The organism is uncultured Sphingobacterium sp. (genome assembly GCF_964277905.1).
Lineage (GTDB): Bacteria > Bacteroidota > Bacteroidia > Sphingobacteriales > Sphingobacteriaceae > Sphingobacterium > Sphingobacterium siyangense.
Map to the genome: position 1 here is coordinate 1,003,210 of NZ_CAXYKD010000048.1, position 18,544 is coordinate 1,021,753.

The following is an 18,544-nucleotide window of genomic DNA, read 5'->3' on the forward strand; positions in this document are numbered from 1 at the left end:
AGGTTTATTGATTTTATAGTATGAAATCAGCTAAGAAGATTATAATTGAACCTGTAATAGATGATTCTTTTTCTATAAAACGGATAGATTACCACCTTAACGATCATGAAACATTTAATAGACTGACCTATCATCGTATTTTTTTTGTCGAAACCGGTGCCGGCTATCTTTCTATTGATAATAATGTATTTGAGCTACATGACAATAGCATTTTTCTCTTATCCAAGGGACAGATCTATGCTTTTTCAGATCAGACTTCGGTAATGGGTTTTTCTATTTCCTTTGGAGATTGTTTTTGGCAAAAGACACCTCCGAGCGCAAGTAACTGTAAAGCTGTATTGTTCAATAACACCAATGCAAATCCATATCTGAAGCCTAATACTACCGAAGTAGTGGAGCTGTTATTTCTATTCAATGCACTGTTGTCAGAATATTGTGGTCCCCAGTATATCAATCAGATGGATGCTCTTGCGGCGTTTTTGAAAATTATTATGATTAAACTTGCGAACGTTAAACTGACCGCGGAAGCAACGTTCGATAGTCAGGATTACATCTTGTATCGAAAATTTATGGAGATGCTCAGTGCACAGTTTGATCAATATCATGCCGTGTCGGATTATGCCAAAATGCTTCATATTTCAGCACGAAGATTAAGCGAACTTTGTAAACGATGTAGCGGGATTAAGGCGAAGGAGATCATTAATGGGCAGCTCATAGCAGAAGCGAAACGATTGCTGCAGTTTAGTGCGATAACAGTGAAAGAAATCGCCTATGCACTTCATTTTAATTCGGCAGAACAATTTAGTCATTTTTTTAAAAAGAATACAAAAGTGTCTCCCCTGAACTACCGTAATCAATTTGTCGATGCAGATTGAAAATTGCACACGGTAAATTTTGACATTTCAAACGTACTTATTGCTATTCCTATGGGGCTGTTGCCATCATAACTTTGTCCTAAATATCTTAAAGTTATGGCAGTAAATCATTTAAAAAAAGTGGCCGGAATTGTTATTCCGGACAGTAAAATCGCAACGCAAGCGACAGCATTACTATTGGAACATGGTACTGAATTTATCTACAACCATTCGTTGCGTGTCTTCCTATTTTCATCTTTGAATGCAAAACGCAAAAATTTGGTCTACGACAGTGAATTGTTGTATGTAGCTTCCGTATTTCATGATTTGGGCTTAGTATCGCATTACAGCAGTGCAGATCTTCGTTTTGAAGTGGATGGCGCGAACGCCGCCCGAGACTTTCTAAAAAGCCATGGTGTAGAGTCGACGAAACTACAGCTCGTATGGGATACCATAGCACTCCATACAAGCATAGGAATTGCTGAACACAAAGAAAATGAAGTTGCCCTGATGTACTCGGGCGTTGGGCTTGATGTGATGGGGGATGGCTATGCGCATTTAAGTGCCAAAAATAGAGAAGAGATTGTTCAAGCCTTTCCAAGGGATAATTTTAAAAAGAAAATTATCCCGACTTTTTTCGAAGGTTTTGAGCATAAGACAGAAACCACATTTGGCAATATAAAGGCAGATGTGTGCGCTTTTATGATCCCTAATTTTGAGCGAAAGAACTTTTGCGATTGTATTCTTCATTCGCCTTGGTCTGAATAGTAAGTCTAATCCCGAGGTTTGAATAACAGGTTCGGATCACATAGCTTTCGGGACTATCTTGCTTTAGCGATAGTCCCGCGCTATTTTCTCCTATTCAATACTATCCCAATAATCGACGACTGACTTCTAACCGAGCTAAAGTACATCTTGTATGTATATCATGTATTGGATATTTGAAATTCGTTGAATTTATGTCTTAACTTTATAAAGGATCTAGTATAGTTTTCAAGTTTCAATTTGTATAATGGCTTATTAATGGTATCAACGTATGGTTTTAAATAATATTTATCAGATGGTCTTCAAATCGATTTTGTTTATAACAATGACGGTGATTTCGTTTGACTTGTTGGCCCAAGCTCGAAATCCTGACAAGAAGATCGTCAGATCTGACTTTCAAAAATATTTTGATGAGTGTCATGTTAATGGCGCTGTTGCACTTTATGACAATAATAAAGGTGCTTGGATTTTGTCCGATACATCGGACACACAAGTTGCAACATTACCTGCGTCAACTTTTAAGATTATAAATATGTTGATTGCCTTGGAAACTAAAACGATCAAAGATGAAAATAGCATCGTTCCATGGCCCGGATCAACAGATACCTTAAAATATGGCTACCGACCGGATATTTATAAAAATATCAGTGTAAAAGAAGCATTCGCGGTGTCTGCAGGTTGGGCATTTATCGAGTTAGCAAAGAAAATTGATCGTTCTGTCTATCGGAAGTATCTCAAAGCTTGTAACTACGGGAATGTGGACCTTTCCGAATCAGGTCCCGACTTCTGGAATTTTGGTCCAATGGGCATCTCACCAATTAATCAGGTTGAATTTTTGAAAAAGCTTTATGATGGAAATTTGCCATTTTCAAAAAGAAATATGGATATTGTCAAAGGTGTTATGATTTCGGAACAAAACGCAGACTATACGGTTCGGTCTAAAACGGGCTGGACAATGGCTAATCAGATCAACACTGGATGGTGGATAGGCTATGTTGAACAAAAGGAAAATGTTTATTTCTTTGCAACGCGACTTATTCAGGACCGGAAGTTCAACAGCCCTGATTTCTCGAGCTGCCGCAAGGCGATTACACGGAAAATTTTTAAGGATCTAAAGATTTTGCCCTAAAACCAAGGCTGTTCGTTATCAGTCAATAAATTTATCAGGACAATAGACAGATGGAAAATTTTAATCGAAAAAAGCATTGGGAAGAGATATACGAAAATAAGCCGTTGGAATCAGTTAGTTGGTATCAGCCTACCCCAGAAGTATCACTACATTTTATAAATCAATCTAGTCTTCCAAAAAAGGCTAAAATTATTGATATAGGTGGTGGTGACAGTTTCCTGGTTGATTTCTTATTAAAAGCAGGATTTGAAGATATTACTGTATTGGATATTTCCAGCGCTGCCATTGAAAGAGCGAAGAAGCGATTAGGGGATCAAGCGACTAAAGTCAAATGGATTGTTTCAGATATCTTAGACTTCGTTCCCGATACACCATATGATTTTTGGCATGACCGGGCCACATTTCATTTTTTGACCGCTCGCCAAGAGATTGAACGCTACATCGAAATCGCAGACCAAGCAATTGCGATGGGAGGTACTTTGGTTGTTGGAACCTTTTCTGAACAGGGGCCAACGAAATGCAGTGGCATTACAATTAAACAATATTCAGCACAATCGATAAGCGATTTGTTCCAGACATATTTTAGGAAAATTGAATGTATAGATATTGACCATATAACACCCTTCGACACGAAACAGCGTTTTGTGTTTTGCAGTTTTCGCAAAGAGCTGTTATAGCAGGGTCGAATACTTCTCTCGCAATAGAGCATCGCAGTGTCGATCGAATCTGCCCGTTTGTGCTAACTTTTATTGGAATTTTCCAATAAAAGTTCTCCCCAAGCATTCAATTTCCAGAGTACTTCTACTAAACTTTCCCCTAAGGGGGTCAATGAATACTCCACTCTTGGAGGAAGCTCATGGAAAGATTGTTTGGTTAGAATGCCATCATTGACCATTTCACCCAATTGTTGGTTTAGCACTCGTCTATCAACTTTTGCAATACCACGAAGCATTTCACTTGGGCGTTTTTCCCCTTCATTGATACGCCATACAATCGGAATTTTCCATTTCCCACTAATCGCATTGACGGCAAATTCCAATGGACATATTTTTTGTTTTATTGCTTTCTCTGTTATACGCATAATATTGACTTTTTTGTCCCATAGGGATAATAAAATGCGGTATTGTGATTGTGCATTTACTTTTAAAACTTTGCAGAAATAACATACAGCATCATGAAAAATTTAGAATACGAAATTGCTAAATTAAATGCGAATTTAGCAACTCTTCCTCTCGAAATAAAGGAAATATTTGGCAGATCGATTCAGGATCTACAGTCTGGGGATCTAACCGAAAAGAGCCTGCAGATAGGGGACAAGTTCCCTGATTTTAGTTTGGTGAATTCGAAGCGTGAAGAAATTGAGCTGGGAAAACTTCTGAAGAAAGGAAAGGTCATTGTGGCCTTTTTCCGCGGTAGCTGGTGTCCCTACTGCAATCTCGAGTTAAGAGCTTTACAACAGAATTTGACTCATTTTACTGCTGTTGAAGCCACTCTTCTTGCAATTTCGCCACAAGTGCCTAAATTTAGCGAAGCACTTCTGACGGACAACAATTTGGATTTCGAATTGTTGTTTGACGAAGATAATACTTTGGCAATCAGTGTTGGCATCTCATTTGAACTTCAGGATTATGCTATTTCAAGCTATGATCGCTTGGGAATCAATTTGTCCGCCTACAATGGTAATGACAGCAACAGACTGCCGGTCCCTGCTGTTTTTGTGATCGATCCTGATTATACGATATCTTATCGATTTATGGATGTCAACTATATGAATAGGCTTAATATCGAAGAGTTAATAGCACAGCTATGAGTAATATACAACGTAAAGGAGCAAGACGGATAGCGGATATTTCGATAGATTGCCTGGCCAGTCTGAACCGCGGAGAAATTGAAACTGCAAATCTTATGGAGTGGCTCGCTGTTGACCAACGGTTTTTACTCGAGTATATCCTTCAGCAAAATGGGCGCATTCATTACTTGAAACCAATCTTGGTGCTGCTTGATCAGTTACAGAAACCGACGGTAAATTCCATCAATGAAACGATCGGGCGGGCGCTGCTCGATTTGATCACACAATATCGTGATAATACCTTCCTGACAATACTATCCAATCATACTGCAGATCTCGTGCGTTGCTGGGCAACCTACACGGTCGGAGATGATAAGCAGCTTGAAATTGAGAAATTACTGTTGTCAATGCGTCCTTTTGCCGCAGATCGGCATTTTGGGGTGCGAGAAATCAGCTGGATGGCGATACGTAATAGGATAGCTTTGGACTTGGAAAGGAGTATTGCCGGTCTGAGTTTATGGACGGTGGAGAAGGATGAAAATTTGAGACGTTTTGCTTCGGAGGCAACCCGACCGAGAGGCGTATGGTGTAAGCACATCGATCGCTTGAAGCAGGAGCCAAGTCTAGCCTTGTCTATTTTAGAACCGCTAAAATCTGACCCTTCAAAATATGTTCAGGATAGTGTTGGAAATTGGCTGAATGACGCAAGCAAAAGCCAACCCGGTTTTGTTAGGGCACTTTGTAATCGCTGGGAACAAGAAAGTGATACCAAGGAAACACGATACATCATTCGAAAAGCACTTCGAACTATCCTGAAATAAATATGTCCGGTAATTATCGAACAAAAAATGATGATCGCCTGCTTGAGCGACATTTGACCTCAGTTTACGGCAATAAATCTGAGTTTGCGTACTTTAACTAAAGCAGTTTAGATGGATGATCGGCTTATCCGAAATTAAAAGCCGCCATTCATTGTTCTTAAAAGGACGATAAATGGCGGCTATCACTTGAAATGATTTATTCGATATGTATGATTTTACTCTTCCTTATTCTGTGCTTTCATTAGTAACGCGAAAGCATTTTTTAGTGCTAATTGTGTGTTCGGTTGAATGTTATCGGCCTGAATCTGCTGTTTTCCGTTCTCTTGGATACCTAATTTTACCTCATTCATTTGAAATGAACCAGCGCTATGTTGCACAAATACAAAATATTTATTTTGCCAACGTACGATAGCCTCTTCTGGTACAACCATTGCCTTGGTATTATTGATATGAAGATCGGCATTCATGAACATCCCAGGGATCAAAATAGCATCGGATTTTTGAAAACGGCATAGTACTTCGGCCATTCTATTTTCATCAAAAGTGCGGTTGACAAGAAAGACTGTGGCCGGAATTTTTCGAGCGACTTCCGTATTGGCATATGCAGAAACGGTATTTCCTATCTTGACTTTAGCCAGATCTTTTTCGAACAGCTGTAGGGAAAGATACATGTCTGATGGATTAACAATTTCAAATAGAATATCTGTGGGGGCAGTATATTTTCCAACACTGACATTCACTTTGGTGATAAAACCATTGGTTGGAGACAATATAGGTACGTCTTTTTTGATACTTGTCGTCGTTAGTTTCTTCGGCTCGATTCCGATAAGACGCAGTTTTTCAGCCAATGAGTGAATTAGGATACGTTCACGATCCATATCTGCTTTGGCCTGCTGGAACACCTTGTCGCTGCTTGCCTTGCTTTGATTGAGCTCGTATTGTCTTTTATATTCTGTTTCGGCGAGCACATAATTTGTCTGTGCAGTCAAATAGTCCTGTTGGAGCTGGATAAACTGCATATCTTCGATAGTTGCCAATACCTGACCTTTTCGCACGGGTTTTCCAGGGAGCATAGTCGTCGATTTAATATAGCCACCAATGGGAAAACTTAGGCTCACAGTGCTTTCCGGCGCAACAGCGATATGGCCCTGTAATGTAATTTTGCCACTGACATTTTCGATTGTAGGGGGTCCGATGACAATACCGGCTGCTGCAATCTGTTTGGGTTCAAGTTGAACACTTTGCGCTACAGGTGTAGAATCTGCCACGGGCGCAGGCTTGTTATTTTCGGTGTTTTCTCCTTGAGCACAGGCAACGAAGGAAAAAAGGATCAAACTGTATACTGTGTTTTTTAACGATTTATTCATTGTATAACTTACTTAATTGGATGGCTGCTTGATTGTAACTGTTTAATGTATTGATGTATTCGCTTTGTATGCCAATGGCTTGGTTGACAAGAATGACCCATTGTAGGTAGTCTATTTCGCCATTGACAAATTGCTTGTCGGCTGTTACAAAAATTGTATCTGCATGCTTTAATCCACGATCTTCATAGTATTTTAGTACTTCTTTAAACTTCTCAACCTGCTCGATGGCATTGTTTGATTCTGTCTTCAATTCACTTTTTACGTATTCAAGTTCTTTCAACTGACCTTTCCAAGCGAGTTTTGCCGCGTTTATTCGATTGGACTGCGCTCCAAAAAATAGGGGCACACTGATGCCGGCGCTGAAGTAGCTCAAACGGTCGGACGAACGGTACAATACCTCCTGACCACGGAAGGTTTGTACCCCCTGCAACGTTTGACTATTATATCCTATTGTAATTTCAGGAAGCAACTTTGAACGCTCCAATTGCCATTGAGCATGTGCTGTCTGTGTCTGAAGTTGCGCAATCTTATAGGCTGGAAGTGCTTCAGCCTGACTGGATAAGTCCGGGTGGATCGACATAACTTCTTGATATTTAATTGTGTCGGAGGCTGGGATGTAACGAATGCTGTCCTGCAATAAGAAATTGAATCTGTTCAGGGTGATGTTCATATCTTTTTGAAGCAGCTTTAATTGATTATTGATTTCTTGACGCTGTGTTTGGGCTGCGGTTTGCTCCAGGATATTTGCTGCGCCAACTTCAAAGCGTTTGCTTGTCTTTGCTTCAAAAATACGATATAGACTATCTGCGCGTAACAAGAGCTCCTTTCGTTTGCCCATTGCCAGATAATCGAAATACAGACTCTTAACGGCGGTTCGAATCTCCAGGAGATTAAACTTGGTAGATTCACGCGCCAAAGAGAGCTCGTTTTGTAAGACTGCTGTCTGTTTTTTATAAACAGCAGGAAAACTAACCGTTTGGCTGATACCGATGCGATTATCGGTATACGCACTATTCACATGACCGTAATCGCCTGAAATAGCTAATTTAGAAGGGTCGAATCCGGTTTTGGCCAATTTTTCCTTAGCTTGTTCATTGATCCTGAGCTGTTGGATACGCGGACTATTATGCTCTGCCCGCTGTATGGCCTGCGCTAAAGATATATGCTGTGTGCTGGTGATCGTTTGTGCCGAAATCTGAGCGTCCTGAAAAAAGGAACAAGACAATAGAACCAAAAGGACTATTTTGGTTACAGCCGAATTTGGTTTGCTAAGGGCTTTGTCAGATTTATTAAATAACAGATATAATGCGGGCAAAACAAAGAGGGTTAGGAATGTTGCTGAGATTAAACCGCCAATAACAACCGTTGCCAGTGGACGTTGCACTTCAGCACCTGCACCATTGCTCAATGCCATTGGTAAGAATCCCAAGGACGCCACGGCGGCGGTCATCAGTACCGGTCGGAGACGATTGCGAGTGCCCATCATGATCAGTTCCTGCATGTCGGTAATAATCCCTTCCTTTTTAATACGGTTAAACTCCGAGATCAAGACAATGCCATTTAAAACGGCAACACCAAATAGCGCAATGAAACCAATGCCTGCCGAGATACTAAAGGGCATCCCCCGAAGTGCCAGGGCAAAAACACCTCCAATAGCCGACAGGGGAATTGCAGTGTAGATTAAGGCGCCATCTTTTAACGACGAAAATGCAAAGTAAAGCATACCAAAAATTAATAGCAGAGCAATGGGCACAGCAATGCTCAGGCGGGCCTTGGCCTGTTGCAGATTTTCAAATGTACCACCATAAGTCAATGTGTAGCCTGTATCCATTTTAAGCTGGGCAGCAACCTTATGCTGCAGTTCCTCCACGATGCTTTGCACATCACGCCCCCTGACATTGAAGCCCACGATAATACGGCGCCGTGCATTTTCCCGCTGGATCTGATTAGGGCCCTCCATTTCATCAATATGTGCAATCTGGCTAAGTGGAATCTGTATCCCTTTGGCGGTCGTTACCTGTAGATTCCTGACATCTTCAATATTACGGCGACCTTCATTACCTACGCGCACAACAAGATCGAAGCTTTTTTCACCTTCATAGATCTTGCCTGCGGAAGCTCCTGCGAAAGCCGAATTGACAGTACGATTGATGGAAGCGATATCGAGACCATATTTTGCTATCTCATCCCGGTTGTAGTCTATGACAATCTGGGGCATTCCTGTGACTGATTCGATGTACCAGTCTGCAGTTCCTTTTACTGTCTTTGCAATATCGCCCAATTGCTGCGCATAGTTCGCCAATTTATCGAGGTCTTCTCCATAAATCTTGCACACGACATCTTGTTTTGCGCCCGTCATTAATTCATTAAAACGCATTTGAACAGGGAATTGAAAGCCTGTCGTTATCCCGGGCATAACTTCTTGTGCTGTTGCCGACATTTTACCTGCCAACTCCACAAATGATTTAGCATTTTTCCATTCCGACTTTGGTTTTAAGACAATGATCATATCGCCTCCTTCAATAGGCATTGGATCTGTTGGTATTTCTGCGCTTCCGATCCGCGACACGATTTTTTCAACTTCAGGATAACGATTTTTTAAGGCTTCTGAAACCCGATCAATTGCATTTATCGTTGTCGAGAGATTGGTACCAACGAGCAGCCTTGTCTCTACAGCAAAGTCACCTTCCTCCAATTGGGGTATAAATTCACCGCCCATTTTTGAAAATACAGCGATTGAAATAGCGAAAAGTGCAATTGTGATGGCAACGAGTATTTTACGGATAGCAAGTGCACCAGTGAGTGCATTCTGATAACCCCGTTCGAGACGGGTCATAATCCGATCCGAAATATTGGGTTTATGATTGAGCTTTTTGCTCACCACCAGTGAGCTTATCATTGGTACATAGGTCAAAGATAGAATGAAAGCGCCTAAAATAGCGAATGCTACCGTTTGAGCCATCGGTTTAAACATTTTCCCTTCGATTCCAGTAAGCGAAAGAATGGGCAAGTAGACGATCAAGATAATAATTTGTCCAAAAACTGCGGCATTCATCATTCTGGAAGCTGAAGAAGTCACTTCCTGGTCCATTTCCTGTTGGGATAAACTGTCGATGCCCTTATATTTTTTTGAAAAATGAATATGGTGTAGGATGGCTTCAACAATGATAACAGCTCCATCGACAATTAAACCAAAGTCCAGTGCTCCTAAACTCATTAGGTTGCCGCTAACGCCAAATGTGTTCATCATGCTGATGGCAAAGAGTAGGGATAGCGGGATGACCGAAGCAACAATTAAACCTGCCCTCAGGTTGCCTAAGAACAGCACAAGAACCAGTATGACAATGAGAGCTCCTTCCAAGAGATTGTGTTCTACGGTTCCAATGGCGTTGTTTACCATTTTCGTGCGGTCGAGGAAGGGCTCGATAAGGACTCCTTTGGGAAGTGTTTTCTGAATTTGATCAACTTTATCTTTGACGATTTTGATCACATCCGAAGAGTTTCCACCTTTGAGCATCATGACAATACCACCGCAGACCTCGCCTTGTCCTGCCATTGTTAGTGCGCCATAACGAATCGCTGAGCCCAACCTGACTTCTGCAACGTGATGGATGAGAATCGGTACGCCACCATTATCTCTGACCACAATTTTATTGATGTCGGCTATTGATTTTGTCAAGCCAACACTTCGGATATATAATACTGCGGGGCCTTTTTCGATATAGGCTCCGCCTGTATTCTGGTTGTTGTTTTCGAGTGCCGTAAAGATGTCGCGTATGCTGATATTCAAGGCTTTAAGCTTGGATGGGTTTACAGCAACCTCATATTGTTTGAGTTCTCCACCAAATGTAGCAACATCAGCAACTCCGGGAGTTCCGAGAAGTTGACGGCGCACAGTCCAGTCCTGAATGGTGCGCAAGTCTGCCAGCGAATAGGTCTGTTCATAACCTTTTTGAGGTTTGAGGACATATTGGTAGATTTCACCAAGTCCTGTAGTAACGGGAGCGAGTGTAGGAGCACTTGCATTTTCGTTTATTTCAATTTGTGCGAGACGCTCTGTGACTTGCTGTCTAGCCCAGTAGATATCGGTGCCATCTTCAAATACGATGGTTATTAGAGATAGACCGAACCGCGACATACTTCGACTTTCCTTGATTTCGGGAACATTGCTGACAGCCAATTCCACGGGAAAGGTGATAAGTCGCTCAACGTCTTCGGCACCAAGAGAGGGCGCAGTCGTGATAACTTGAACTTGATTGTTCGTAATATCTGGTACGGCATCGATAGGCAACTTGGTCAATTGGTAGATGCCATAGCCGACCCATACCAATATAAAAAGACCAATCGCCAGTTTGTTTCGAACTGAGAATTGTATTATTCTATTAAGCATTTTAGTAAAATCTAAATTATAAGAAATCGTGCAAACCTTATTTTGGGACAAAAAAAGACCTGCAACTTGAAAAATCAGGTTGTTTCAACATGCTGATTTAATATAAATTAGACTTGAGGGGGACGGAATAATGCGGAAATATGCGATCGGGAATAATTATTCGGTTTAGGCAAACCAAAAGCACTATCCACTACGACTTGATGCGGCCTAACATAATGAATCTTATGGTTGGACACAAAGACAAATGAAAATGCTGTTAGATCGTATTTTTTGAAGGGCAGTTTCATGTCTTCCTGCTCATCGTTGTCAGGCAGATCCTGGCCCCAATAATGCATGGAAAGAAATTCCACAAAGGTTATGGGCGGACCTATCTCATTATGGATTGTAAAATGCTGATACAGCTTGGGCAGTTTCGCCAGCTGGGACAGCATCGTTGATTCTCCAATGACCAAAAATAGAAATATGTAAAGAAAAAATCTTTTCACCACTGTAAAAATACAGTTGTTCAATCAATTTCGCAACAAAACTATCACTTATTATGCAGATCGATCGGGGAAGGGAAGCTTTTTTGAAACGATGTCATAGTGAGCCGATTTCGCATGGCCGAGTATAAGTCTAGGTGAGCCTGTCGGGTGCCGTTTTACTGATTTGTGCGTTTTTGTGGTTTGACTGTAGTCGTTTGTGCATTATAGTATTTAAATGACCGTCGAACAATATTTCAAGCTGTGTTTGGGTATTGTTCAATATGACGTAATGGGGGAGAGAACTTCATGACAGCTTCTTGCAAAAAAAAGGTTACCCAAATATTGGATAACCAATGTTTTAAACAGATACTGGTAGGGTGTTTATTTTTTTTAAAAATCGTGAATTCTAACGACTTATAAAGAAATTTTAAAAAGATGGCCATATCTGTTTGTTTACCTCCTTTTTGTTCCGACTAATTTGTATCTTAATAAACTGTATAGCCATCCGCAATCTCATGTTTTAAGGCCTTAAATAGGGTTATTAACTTGTTGGTTATATTGGCTCCAAATCGCTGTCAAAAGAATATTGCTGCAGTTTTAAAAATAAGGAGAAAATACGAAATGAAAAAAATTATCGTCGTTGCTGTCTACTGTGTTGTGTTGTTTATGTCGTGTAACAATAGGGATGAAGATAGGGGAAATGATGAGGTTGCTGAAGTATCTCAAAATGGAATAGCCTCGGTCGTAAAATCATACTTTCTCTATCATGAAATAAGAAATGTAGACTATGCTATCTATATCAATGACGTATTGGCAGGACAATCTCATGAAAATGATGGTATTCCGGGGCCCTATAAGCTGAACCAGTATATAACTTCATCAGGAAAGCAAATTGTGAAAATGATCATATCTGCCAACAGTCGAGAAAGAGAGATCACTCCAGAAATATTGGGAGAAATCAGTAAGAATGCGGGTATATATTTACTCTTAAATAAAGATTTTGAGAATATTAAGGAGCTCAAAAAACTGCAATTTCCACACATCGAAAAGTCTGTTCCTTCCTATGAATGTATATGGGAATTTGAAGCGGACTAGGATAATTTTCCCCTAGGCTTGCATTACTAGCTGATCGACCAGCCGGAAGTTTTCATCGTCAAAACAGACTATTTTGACTTGCGTAAGTGTTGTATCCGCCATCAGAAACTGCGTAATGACGCGGATGGATATTTGAGCAGCTAGTTCTTTCGGGAATCTGTAAATCCCTGTACTGATATTGGGAAAGGCGATCGAATGGCAACCATTTTCTACAGCTAATCTGAGCGCATTAAAATAACAGCTTTCTAATTTTTCAATTTCGTGATTTTTCCCTCCATTCCACACAGGACCAACTGTATGAATTACATATTTAGCGGCTAGCTTGCCTGCAGTTGTGATGACCGCTTCACCTACCTTGCAGCCTCCTTGTTTAGCCACAATGTTACGGCATCCTTCCAGAATTTCCGGCCCACCGGCGCGATGAATAGCGCCATCTACACCTCCACCTCCAAGTAGCGATGTGTTGGCTGCATTGACAATAACATCGACTGCAATTTTTGTTATATCGCCCTTTACTACGGTTATTTTATTGGTATTATGTGACATAAGATTAATCTTAATTCAAAGATATGAAAAATAAAATAGCAGGTCTAATAACTGTATTAGGGGGATAGTCATTGAAGTTAATGCCCAAGGTAAAAAAATGAAATAAAATATTGTGTAGTTAAATAGCTTCACTTATATTTGTAGTCAAATAACTACATAATAAGGAGCGGTCGGTAAAAGACCTCGCATATTTTAGGAAATAAGAATAAGACCAAGTGTCGAAGATAGGAGAGATGACTATTAACGTGAAGTAATTAACAGTATAATAAGTAAATCATAGCATTATGAAAAGGAATAGGATAATTTATTGGATAGCGACCGTATGGTTGGCTGTAGGATTATTGTCAACTGCCATCATACAGATTTTTAAAATTCAAACGGAAGGAGCAGGTGGGATACAAAATGTTACTCATTTGGAATATCCTAGTTATATACTTCCTTTACTTGGAATTTGGAAGCTTTTAGCCGTGGTTGCCTTGCTTTGGCCCAAAAGACCTCTTTGGAAAGAATGGGCATATGCGGGTATTTTCTTTACCGCTACTGGTGCTTTGTATTCACATATTGCATCGGGAGATTCTTTCGGTTTAATGGCTCCGGCACTATTATATATTATTCTAATTGCTACTTCTTGGTATTTCAGACCAGCCGATAGGAAATTCAATTAGAAATCGTGTTGAAACCTGTACCGAATTTAATGAGTTACCCGAAAATATGCACTGGATTACCGACTCATCAGGAACAGTATTGAATGCTTTAACCTTTACTCTTCAGATGAAATATGGTGATTTCCGGTAGTATCCCAACTCGGCTTGGATAATCTAGATAACCGAATCCAACATTTACGTACAGTGCCTGATGCTTTTCACGGTACAGGCCGGCCCATTCACGGTAAGCATATTTCACTGGACTCCACTGATAATTCGGGTTGTTATAACCGAATTGTCCCCCATGTGTGTGTCCACTGAAAGTGACGTCGATTGTGGGATATTTGGGTATGATCTCCCCGCGCCAATGGGAGGGATCGTGTGAAAGCATAAAGTTGATGGGCGAAGATTTATCTACTTTAGACATGGCCAAATCGATATTCCCATAATTTTTGGGATTATTTGCTCCCCAATTTTCAACGCCTATAATGGTAATCTTTTCGTTATTCAGTATCAGTTCTTTCGATTCATTGAGAAGTAGTTGCCAGCCTAGTTGTTGATGAATGGATTTGAGATTTGAAAGATTTTGTTCCTTGGTCAAGTTCATTTGATCAAAGAAATGATGTCTGTTAAAATGATACTCTCCATAATCGTGGTTTCCAAGTATAGAGAATGTGCCTAATGGAGCCTTCACTTTATCAAATATGGATAAATAGTCCTCCATTTCAGCAGCAAAATCATTGACTAGATCCCCTGTAAAAAAGATGATGTCAGGCTTCTGTGCTAACAAGAGGTCGATCCCTTTTTTTACAGCAGTTGAATTAAATAGACTACCTGCATGTATATCGGAAATTTGCGCTATAGTAATTCCTTCAAATGATTTCGGTAACTTAGGTAGGATTAAATCGAGGTGATTGACCTGGTACTTATACAAATTGAAGGCAAATCCACGTGTAAGTGCAACGATGGGAACACTGGCTAGCAGAAGGCCGCTTTTGACTATAAAATCTGATCTTTTTATAGGCGGTAAATTTCCAGTCTGTTTCGGCGAAGATTTAGTTTTTTTTAAACGTTTGTTAATTATTTTGAACGTATATACAAGAGTATCAATACCGATAAAGAAAAGACAGATTATCTTACCAAATAGCAACGAAAGTGGAAAAAACACGAAACAGGCAGATTCAAAACTAGTCCATTTAAAAAATAAATTAAGAAATATGCACAGATAGGAAAGTATACTGACAGACCACCAGACTATGTTTAGTAGCTTTGGATTGGATTTCCAAATTGACAATGTCCGAATTCTTAAGAAGATTAAAAGATCTAAAAAAATGAATAGCATTAAAATTTTTAGATAAGCATAGAACTGTTGGAGCATATTCGAAGTCTAACTAATTTGGATCAGGCGTATTTGGAATAAATAATTGGATTACAAAACCTAAAATAGGTGTTTTTTTCCGTAATCATAATTTCGGTGTTAAATTATTTTCATAGATAAAGACTATTACGCTTTGGAGCCTATAACCTCCTATTGCTTTGTGTCATATTATTGACGAATGTGATGTCACAGATGTAGGGTAGAAGTTTTAAATTTGTCCCTATTTGCAACGGATTGTACGCTATTAAAGAAATTTTAAATCATGGGAAAACGAAAAGAAAATTCGACAAATAGGATTAATGAACAATATATTATTGAATGTGATTTAGCATATGCTGTATGCAAGATCGGCGGCCGATGGAAGCTGCTGATACTTGCTAAATTGCAGCATGGAAAGTTGCGGTTTGGTGAAATTAAACAATTGATTACAGGAATTACAGATCGCATGCTCACCTTGCAGCTCAAAGAGTTGGAAAAGCAAGGACTTGTTAAAAGGATTGCTTATGCAGAAGTGCCCCCCCGAGTGGAATATGAATTGACTGAAATTGCGGCAGAACTTATCCCTATTTGGTGTCAGTTGGAAAAATGGGGCGCCAAGCATAAAATGATAACGTAACGGCAACGTTGTTTTCCGTAATTTTTTTATCAATACCCAAATCAAAAAAGATTATTATGGGCGCAATGGAAATTCACACTATGATTGTTTCTTAAAGATTTTTATTTCAGAAAATCGACCTTGTTTTAGATCCCAGGTATATTCGAAGGCAATGGAATAGCCTAAAGATCTAATTTTCCACACCTGGTCTTTTTCATGGCCAACTATGTAGTGTAAGAACCCTGACATTGCATTTTTTCCAATTTCTTCAATATCTTGATTAAAGGGGATAATGCTATTTGAAAATGAAAATAGCTGCTGTGCAGCTTCATCGGGTTGCAGCATATTGTTTTTTAAAGTTTGTGTCAATTGTATATTTTCATCGGAAGATAAATGTAATTCCTGCCAGCTCGCATCCAAACCGTTTCCTTTTTCTATATCCTTGAGTATTTCATTTTGAACTTTTATGAAACGGGGATGATTTTTTAGGTAAAACTCCGATAATCGCTTATCAATAGTATCTTGCCATTCTTGAGGACTGACTTGCTGTATACCTGTTGATGAATAGCTGTTCCAGCGTATTTCATCCATTTCTTGATAAAGTTTCTCTAATTCATTGGCTGGCTTCTGAATTACGAACGGTAACTGAAGCCGTAAATATTCCGCTTTATTGGGCAGCGTATATTCCGAATGATCGATAACCATAGTTTGTAGATCCAGGTTAAACCTAAGCATATAAAGCCTATTTACTAACCAAATTTGCCAAATATCCTCTTTTAACTGTTTAGCGAATGCTTGATTTCCAAAGGTATAAGCTATTGTAGCTTCGTTTGTTCCTGTATTAGATTGCTGATAAATCCCAGGTTGAATAATTCCACTGATAAGTCGGCCTATTTCAATAGGTCGATAACATTGCAGCAAGGTTACTGTCGTGAATTGTGGGGTTCCCAACATTTTCGATAGCTCCGCAGGAGGCTCGCTATCAAAAATAAATGCATTAAGTACTGATGGCGGAGCCTGTATTTTTTTAAAATATTTTTTGCGCAATCGTGTTAAGTCAGCATGCTCTTTGTGAGCATACGCAACAATTGGATTAAATAATGCATTTTGTTGTTCTTTTGTTAAGGTTGAATCTGTTATTTTGCTTCCTAATTCAGTAATAAATTTCAAAAATTCCTTTTGCGTCCTTTCCTTTTGATTCCTCAGTTCGCGATCAAAAACCTGGCCCGTACAAATGAGCGCCATCAATAATAAAAAAACTGTTGACAGCGCTATTTTCGAATATATCATGTGCTGATGGATTTTATCTTAATGTTAGCGTACAAAGATCGTCTTTTTACTTAACATGCATATCATATAAAATGTTTATGCTTTTTCTATCAATTTACGCTTCCCTTTTTAGATCCATTGTAATATATTGTTCATAATCAATTAAAGATCTTACTGGAGTTGCTAACCCTTGTAGAAGCTCCAGATACGTTTTTGCCACATTTGCCCAAACTGTTTGTTCACCATAACTACGCGCTTTGAAACGATGCCAGGCTAGTAATCGATGTGATTGGTACAGCATTTTAATATTAGCACGCATTGCGGCGATATCGTTGAATGGACTCAGGATACCACGTTCGTCTTTCAATAAATCTTTTGCATGCCAGTATGGTGTCGAAATAACAGCTGCACCGGCACCCACAGCAAAGGATAAGGTACCACTGCTGATTTGCTGTTCGTGTGGATAAGGAGACAGATAAATATCACAGGCTGTTAAATACTCCTTAAGCTCCTCGTCCGTTAAGAATTTATCGATAAAAACAACCTTATCTTGTAAACCAAGCTGATCGACTAAATTTTGGAGTTCAAAACGGTAAGATTCCCCTTCATGGGCCAGAACATTTGGATGTGTTTTTCCGATGATCAGGTATTTGAATCCTGGGAGCTCAACTTCCGACAAGGATTGAATGGCATATTCCAATCCTTTACTTCTTCCGATGAGACCGAAAGTCATCATTACAAAATTGTGTTGAAGGTTTAATCTGTATTTGGCGAGTCCCTGATTGTAATCAAAATGTGGTACGCCATGTGGTATCACTTTAATCTTATCTGTATGGGTAGAGTCGAATTGCTCCTCTAATAATTCGATACCTTTGGGCGATAAACTAACAACTGCCTGAGATTTCTTCAACAACAGCTCGGTGATTTCCTTCTGCTGCAATGATGGGGTTTGAAGAATGGTATGGAACACGGTTAGCAGGGGTATCTTTAGATTATTGGCAATTTGTGTTATGAAAATGCCATCGGCTCCTCCAAATATTCCAAATTCATGTTGAATAATGCAATAATCATATTCTTCATTAATAATACGAGTTGCCTGATGATAACTATCGAGTCGATCCCTGTATATGACAAATCGTATCGATTGGTCAAAATCTTCCGAACCGAGTTTAGATACAGCGACAATATCGATTTGGACATTCGGATAGAGCTCCATTCCCTGTTTGAGATCTTTGGTAAATGTTGCTAGCCCACATTCTTGTGGAGGACAAGTACTTATGATTGCTATTTTTTTCATATGACTTAATCCTCCTTTACAGCATTTTGTACGTCTTCAACTGGAAGATCTAGAATCGCCATTAACAATAAATAATAGCCCTTCTCTAGACCCATTTTTTTCGCTTTTTTATCGATATTTTCCATATTCAGTACCTTGTTT

17 protein-coding genes are annotated in these 18,544 nt (G+C 39.6%); 9 read left to right on the forward strand and 8 right to left on the reverse strand.

Annotated features, from left to right (window positions below):
• Positions 1 to 20: 20 nt before the first annotated feature.
• The 4 genes from ACHWSC_RS26080 to ACHWSC_RS26095 all read left to right on the forward strand — a co-directional run bounded on the left by ACHWSC_RS26080 (position 21) and on the right by ACHWSC_RS26095 (position 3,425).
• Positions 21 to 875, forward strand: coding sequence for a helix-turn-helix domain-containing protein (locus ACHWSC_RS26080; protein WP_394678813.1), 855 nt, complete (start codon positions 21 to 23; stop codon positions 873 to 875).
• Positions 876 to 971: 96 nt separating this feature from the next.
• Entirely contained in the window at positions 972 to 1,622 is a 651-nt protein-coding gene (locus tag ACHWSC_RS26085; protein WP_120335982.1) for an HD domain-containing protein, read from the forward strand.
• Positions 1,623 to 1,890: 268 nt separating this feature from the next.
• Positions 1,891 to 2,748: a penicillin-binding transpeptidase domain-containing protein gene (locus tag ACHWSC_RS26090; protein ID WP_394678814.1), complete on the forward strand. Its 858-nt coding sequence runs from the start codon at positions 1,891 to 1,893 to the stop codon at positions 2,746 to 2,748.
• A 50-nt stretch (positions 2,749 to 2,798) separates the two neighbouring features.
• Positions 2,799 to 3,425 (forward strand): trans-aconitate 2-methyltransferase, encoded by a 627-nt coding sequence (locus ACHWSC_RS26095; RefSeq protein ID WP_120335980.1) that lies wholly within the window; start codon positions 2,799 to 2,801, stop codon positions 3,423 to 3,425.
• Between the two features lie 62 nt (positions 3,426 to 3,487).
• Here ACHWSC_RS26095 and ACHWSC_RS26100 read toward each other — a convergent pair whose 3' ends face one another.
• Positions 3,488 to 3,829, reverse strand: a complete 342-nt coding sequence (locus ACHWSC_RS26100; RefSeq protein ID WP_182332154.1) for a helix-turn-helix domain-containing protein — start codon at positions 3,827 to 3,829, stop codon at positions 3,488 to 3,490.
• Between the two features lie 93 nt (positions 3,830 to 3,922).
• Between ACHWSC_RS26100 and ACHWSC_RS26105 the strand changes: the two genes are divergently transcribed.
• Together ACHWSC_RS26105 and ACHWSC_RS26110 are read left to right on the forward strand one after the other, a co-directional pair.
• Positions 3,923 to 4,558, forward strand: a complete 636-nt coding sequence (locus ACHWSC_RS26105; RefSeq protein ID WP_394678815.1) for a peroxiredoxin-like family protein — start codon at positions 3,923 to 3,925, stop codon at positions 4,556 to 4,558.
• Complete coding sequence (locus ACHWSC_RS26110; RefSeq protein ID WP_394678816.1) at positions 4,555 to 5,358, forward strand: DNA alkylation repair protein; 804 nt, start codon at positions 4,555 to 4,557, stop codon at positions 5,356 to 5,358. Before ACHWSC_RS26105 ends, ACHWSC_RS26110 begins: the two co-directional genes overlap by 4 nt.
• Before the next feature lie 215 nt (positions 5,359 to 5,573).
• Here the strand turns inward: ACHWSC_RS26110 and ACHWSC_RS26115 are convergent, their stop codons facing one another.
• The 3 genes from ACHWSC_RS26115 to ACHWSC_RS26125 form a co-directional block, all read right to left on the reverse strand.
• Positions 5,574 to 6,725, reverse strand: coding sequence for an efflux RND transporter periplasmic adaptor subunit (locus ACHWSC_RS26115; protein ID WP_394678817.1), 1,152 nt, complete (start codon positions 6,723 to 6,725; stop codon positions 5,574 to 5,576).
• The gene (locus ACHWSC_RS26120) at positions 6,718 to 11,115 is read right to left on the reverse strand and encodes a CusA/CzcA family heavy metal efflux RND transporter (protein ID WP_394678818.1); all 4,398 of its coding nucleotides are present in this window, start codon (positions 11,113 to 11,115) and stop codon (positions 6,718 to 6,720) included. The genes ACHWSC_RS26115 and ACHWSC_RS26120 overlap by 8 nt, the downstream gene beginning before the upstream one ends.
• A 107-nt stretch (positions 11,116 to 11,222) precedes the next feature.
• Positions 11,223 to 11,600 carry a hypothetical protein gene (locus ACHWSC_RS26125; RefSeq protein ID WP_147420974.1) on the reverse strand — a complete coding sequence of 126 codons (378 nt, stop codon included), beginning with the start codon at positions 11,598 to 11,600 and terminating at the stop codon, positions 11,223 to 11,225.
• A 600-nt stretch (positions 11,601 to 12,200) separates the two neighbouring features.
• On the opposite strand from ACHWSC_RS26125, the gene ACHWSC_RS26130 reads away from it, so the two are divergent.
• Complete coding sequence (locus tag ACHWSC_RS26130; protein WP_120335973.1) at positions 12,201 to 12,674, forward strand: hypothetical protein; 474 nt, start codon at positions 12,201 to 12,203, stop codon at positions 12,672 to 12,674.
• 12 nt (positions 12,675 to 12,686) lie between these two features.
• Here ACHWSC_RS26130 and ACHWSC_RS26135 read toward each other — a convergent pair whose 3' ends face one another.
• Positions 12,687 to 13,220, reverse strand: coding sequence for an O-acetyl-ADP-ribose deacetylase (locus ACHWSC_RS26135; RefSeq protein WP_201668480.1), 534 nt, complete (start codon positions 13,218 to 13,220; stop codon positions 12,687 to 12,689).
• A gap of 284 nt (positions 13,221 to 13,504) precedes the next feature.
• Between ACHWSC_RS26135 and ACHWSC_RS26140 the strand changes: the two genes are divergently transcribed.
• Positions 13,505 to 13,885 (forward strand): DoxX family protein, encoded by a 381-nt coding sequence (locus ACHWSC_RS26140; RefSeq protein WP_394678819.1) that lies wholly within the window; start codon positions 13,505 to 13,507, stop codon positions 13,883 to 13,885.
• 88 nt (positions 13,886 to 13,973) lie between these two features.
• On the opposite strand, the gene ACHWSC_RS26145 is transcribed toward ACHWSC_RS26140, so the two are convergent.
• Entirely contained in the window at positions 13,974 to 15,032 is a 1,059-nt protein-coding gene (locus ACHWSC_RS26145) for a metallophosphoesterase (RefSeq protein WP_394678820.1), read from the reverse strand.
• 472 nt (positions 15,033 to 15,504) lie between these two features.
• Here ACHWSC_RS26145 and ACHWSC_RS26150 point away from each other — a divergent pair, with 472 nt between their 5' ends.
• Positions 15,505 to 15,858, forward strand: a complete 354-nt coding sequence (locus ACHWSC_RS26150) for a helix-turn-helix domain-containing protein (protein ID WP_201668478.1) — start codon at positions 15,505 to 15,507, stop codon at positions 15,856 to 15,858.
• 78 nt (positions 15,859 to 15,936) lie between these two features.
• On the opposite strand, the gene ACHWSC_RS26155 is transcribed toward ACHWSC_RS26150, so the two are convergent.
• Together ACHWSC_RS26155 and ACHWSC_RS26160 are read right to left on the reverse strand one after the other, a co-directional pair.
• A complete protein-coding gene (locus ACHWSC_RS26155; protein ID WP_394678821.1) occupies positions 15,937 to 17,007 on the reverse strand; it encodes a hypothetical protein in 1,071 nt (356 codons plus the stop codon).
• 214 nt (positions 17,008 to 17,221) lie between these two features.
• Positions 17,222 to 18,403: a glycosyltransferase gene (locus tag ACHWSC_RS26160; protein WP_394678822.1), complete on the reverse strand. Its 1,182-nt coding sequence runs from the start codon at positions 18,401 to 18,403 to the stop codon at positions 17,222 to 17,224.
• Between the last annotated feature and the right edge of the window lie 141 nt (positions 18,404 to 18,544).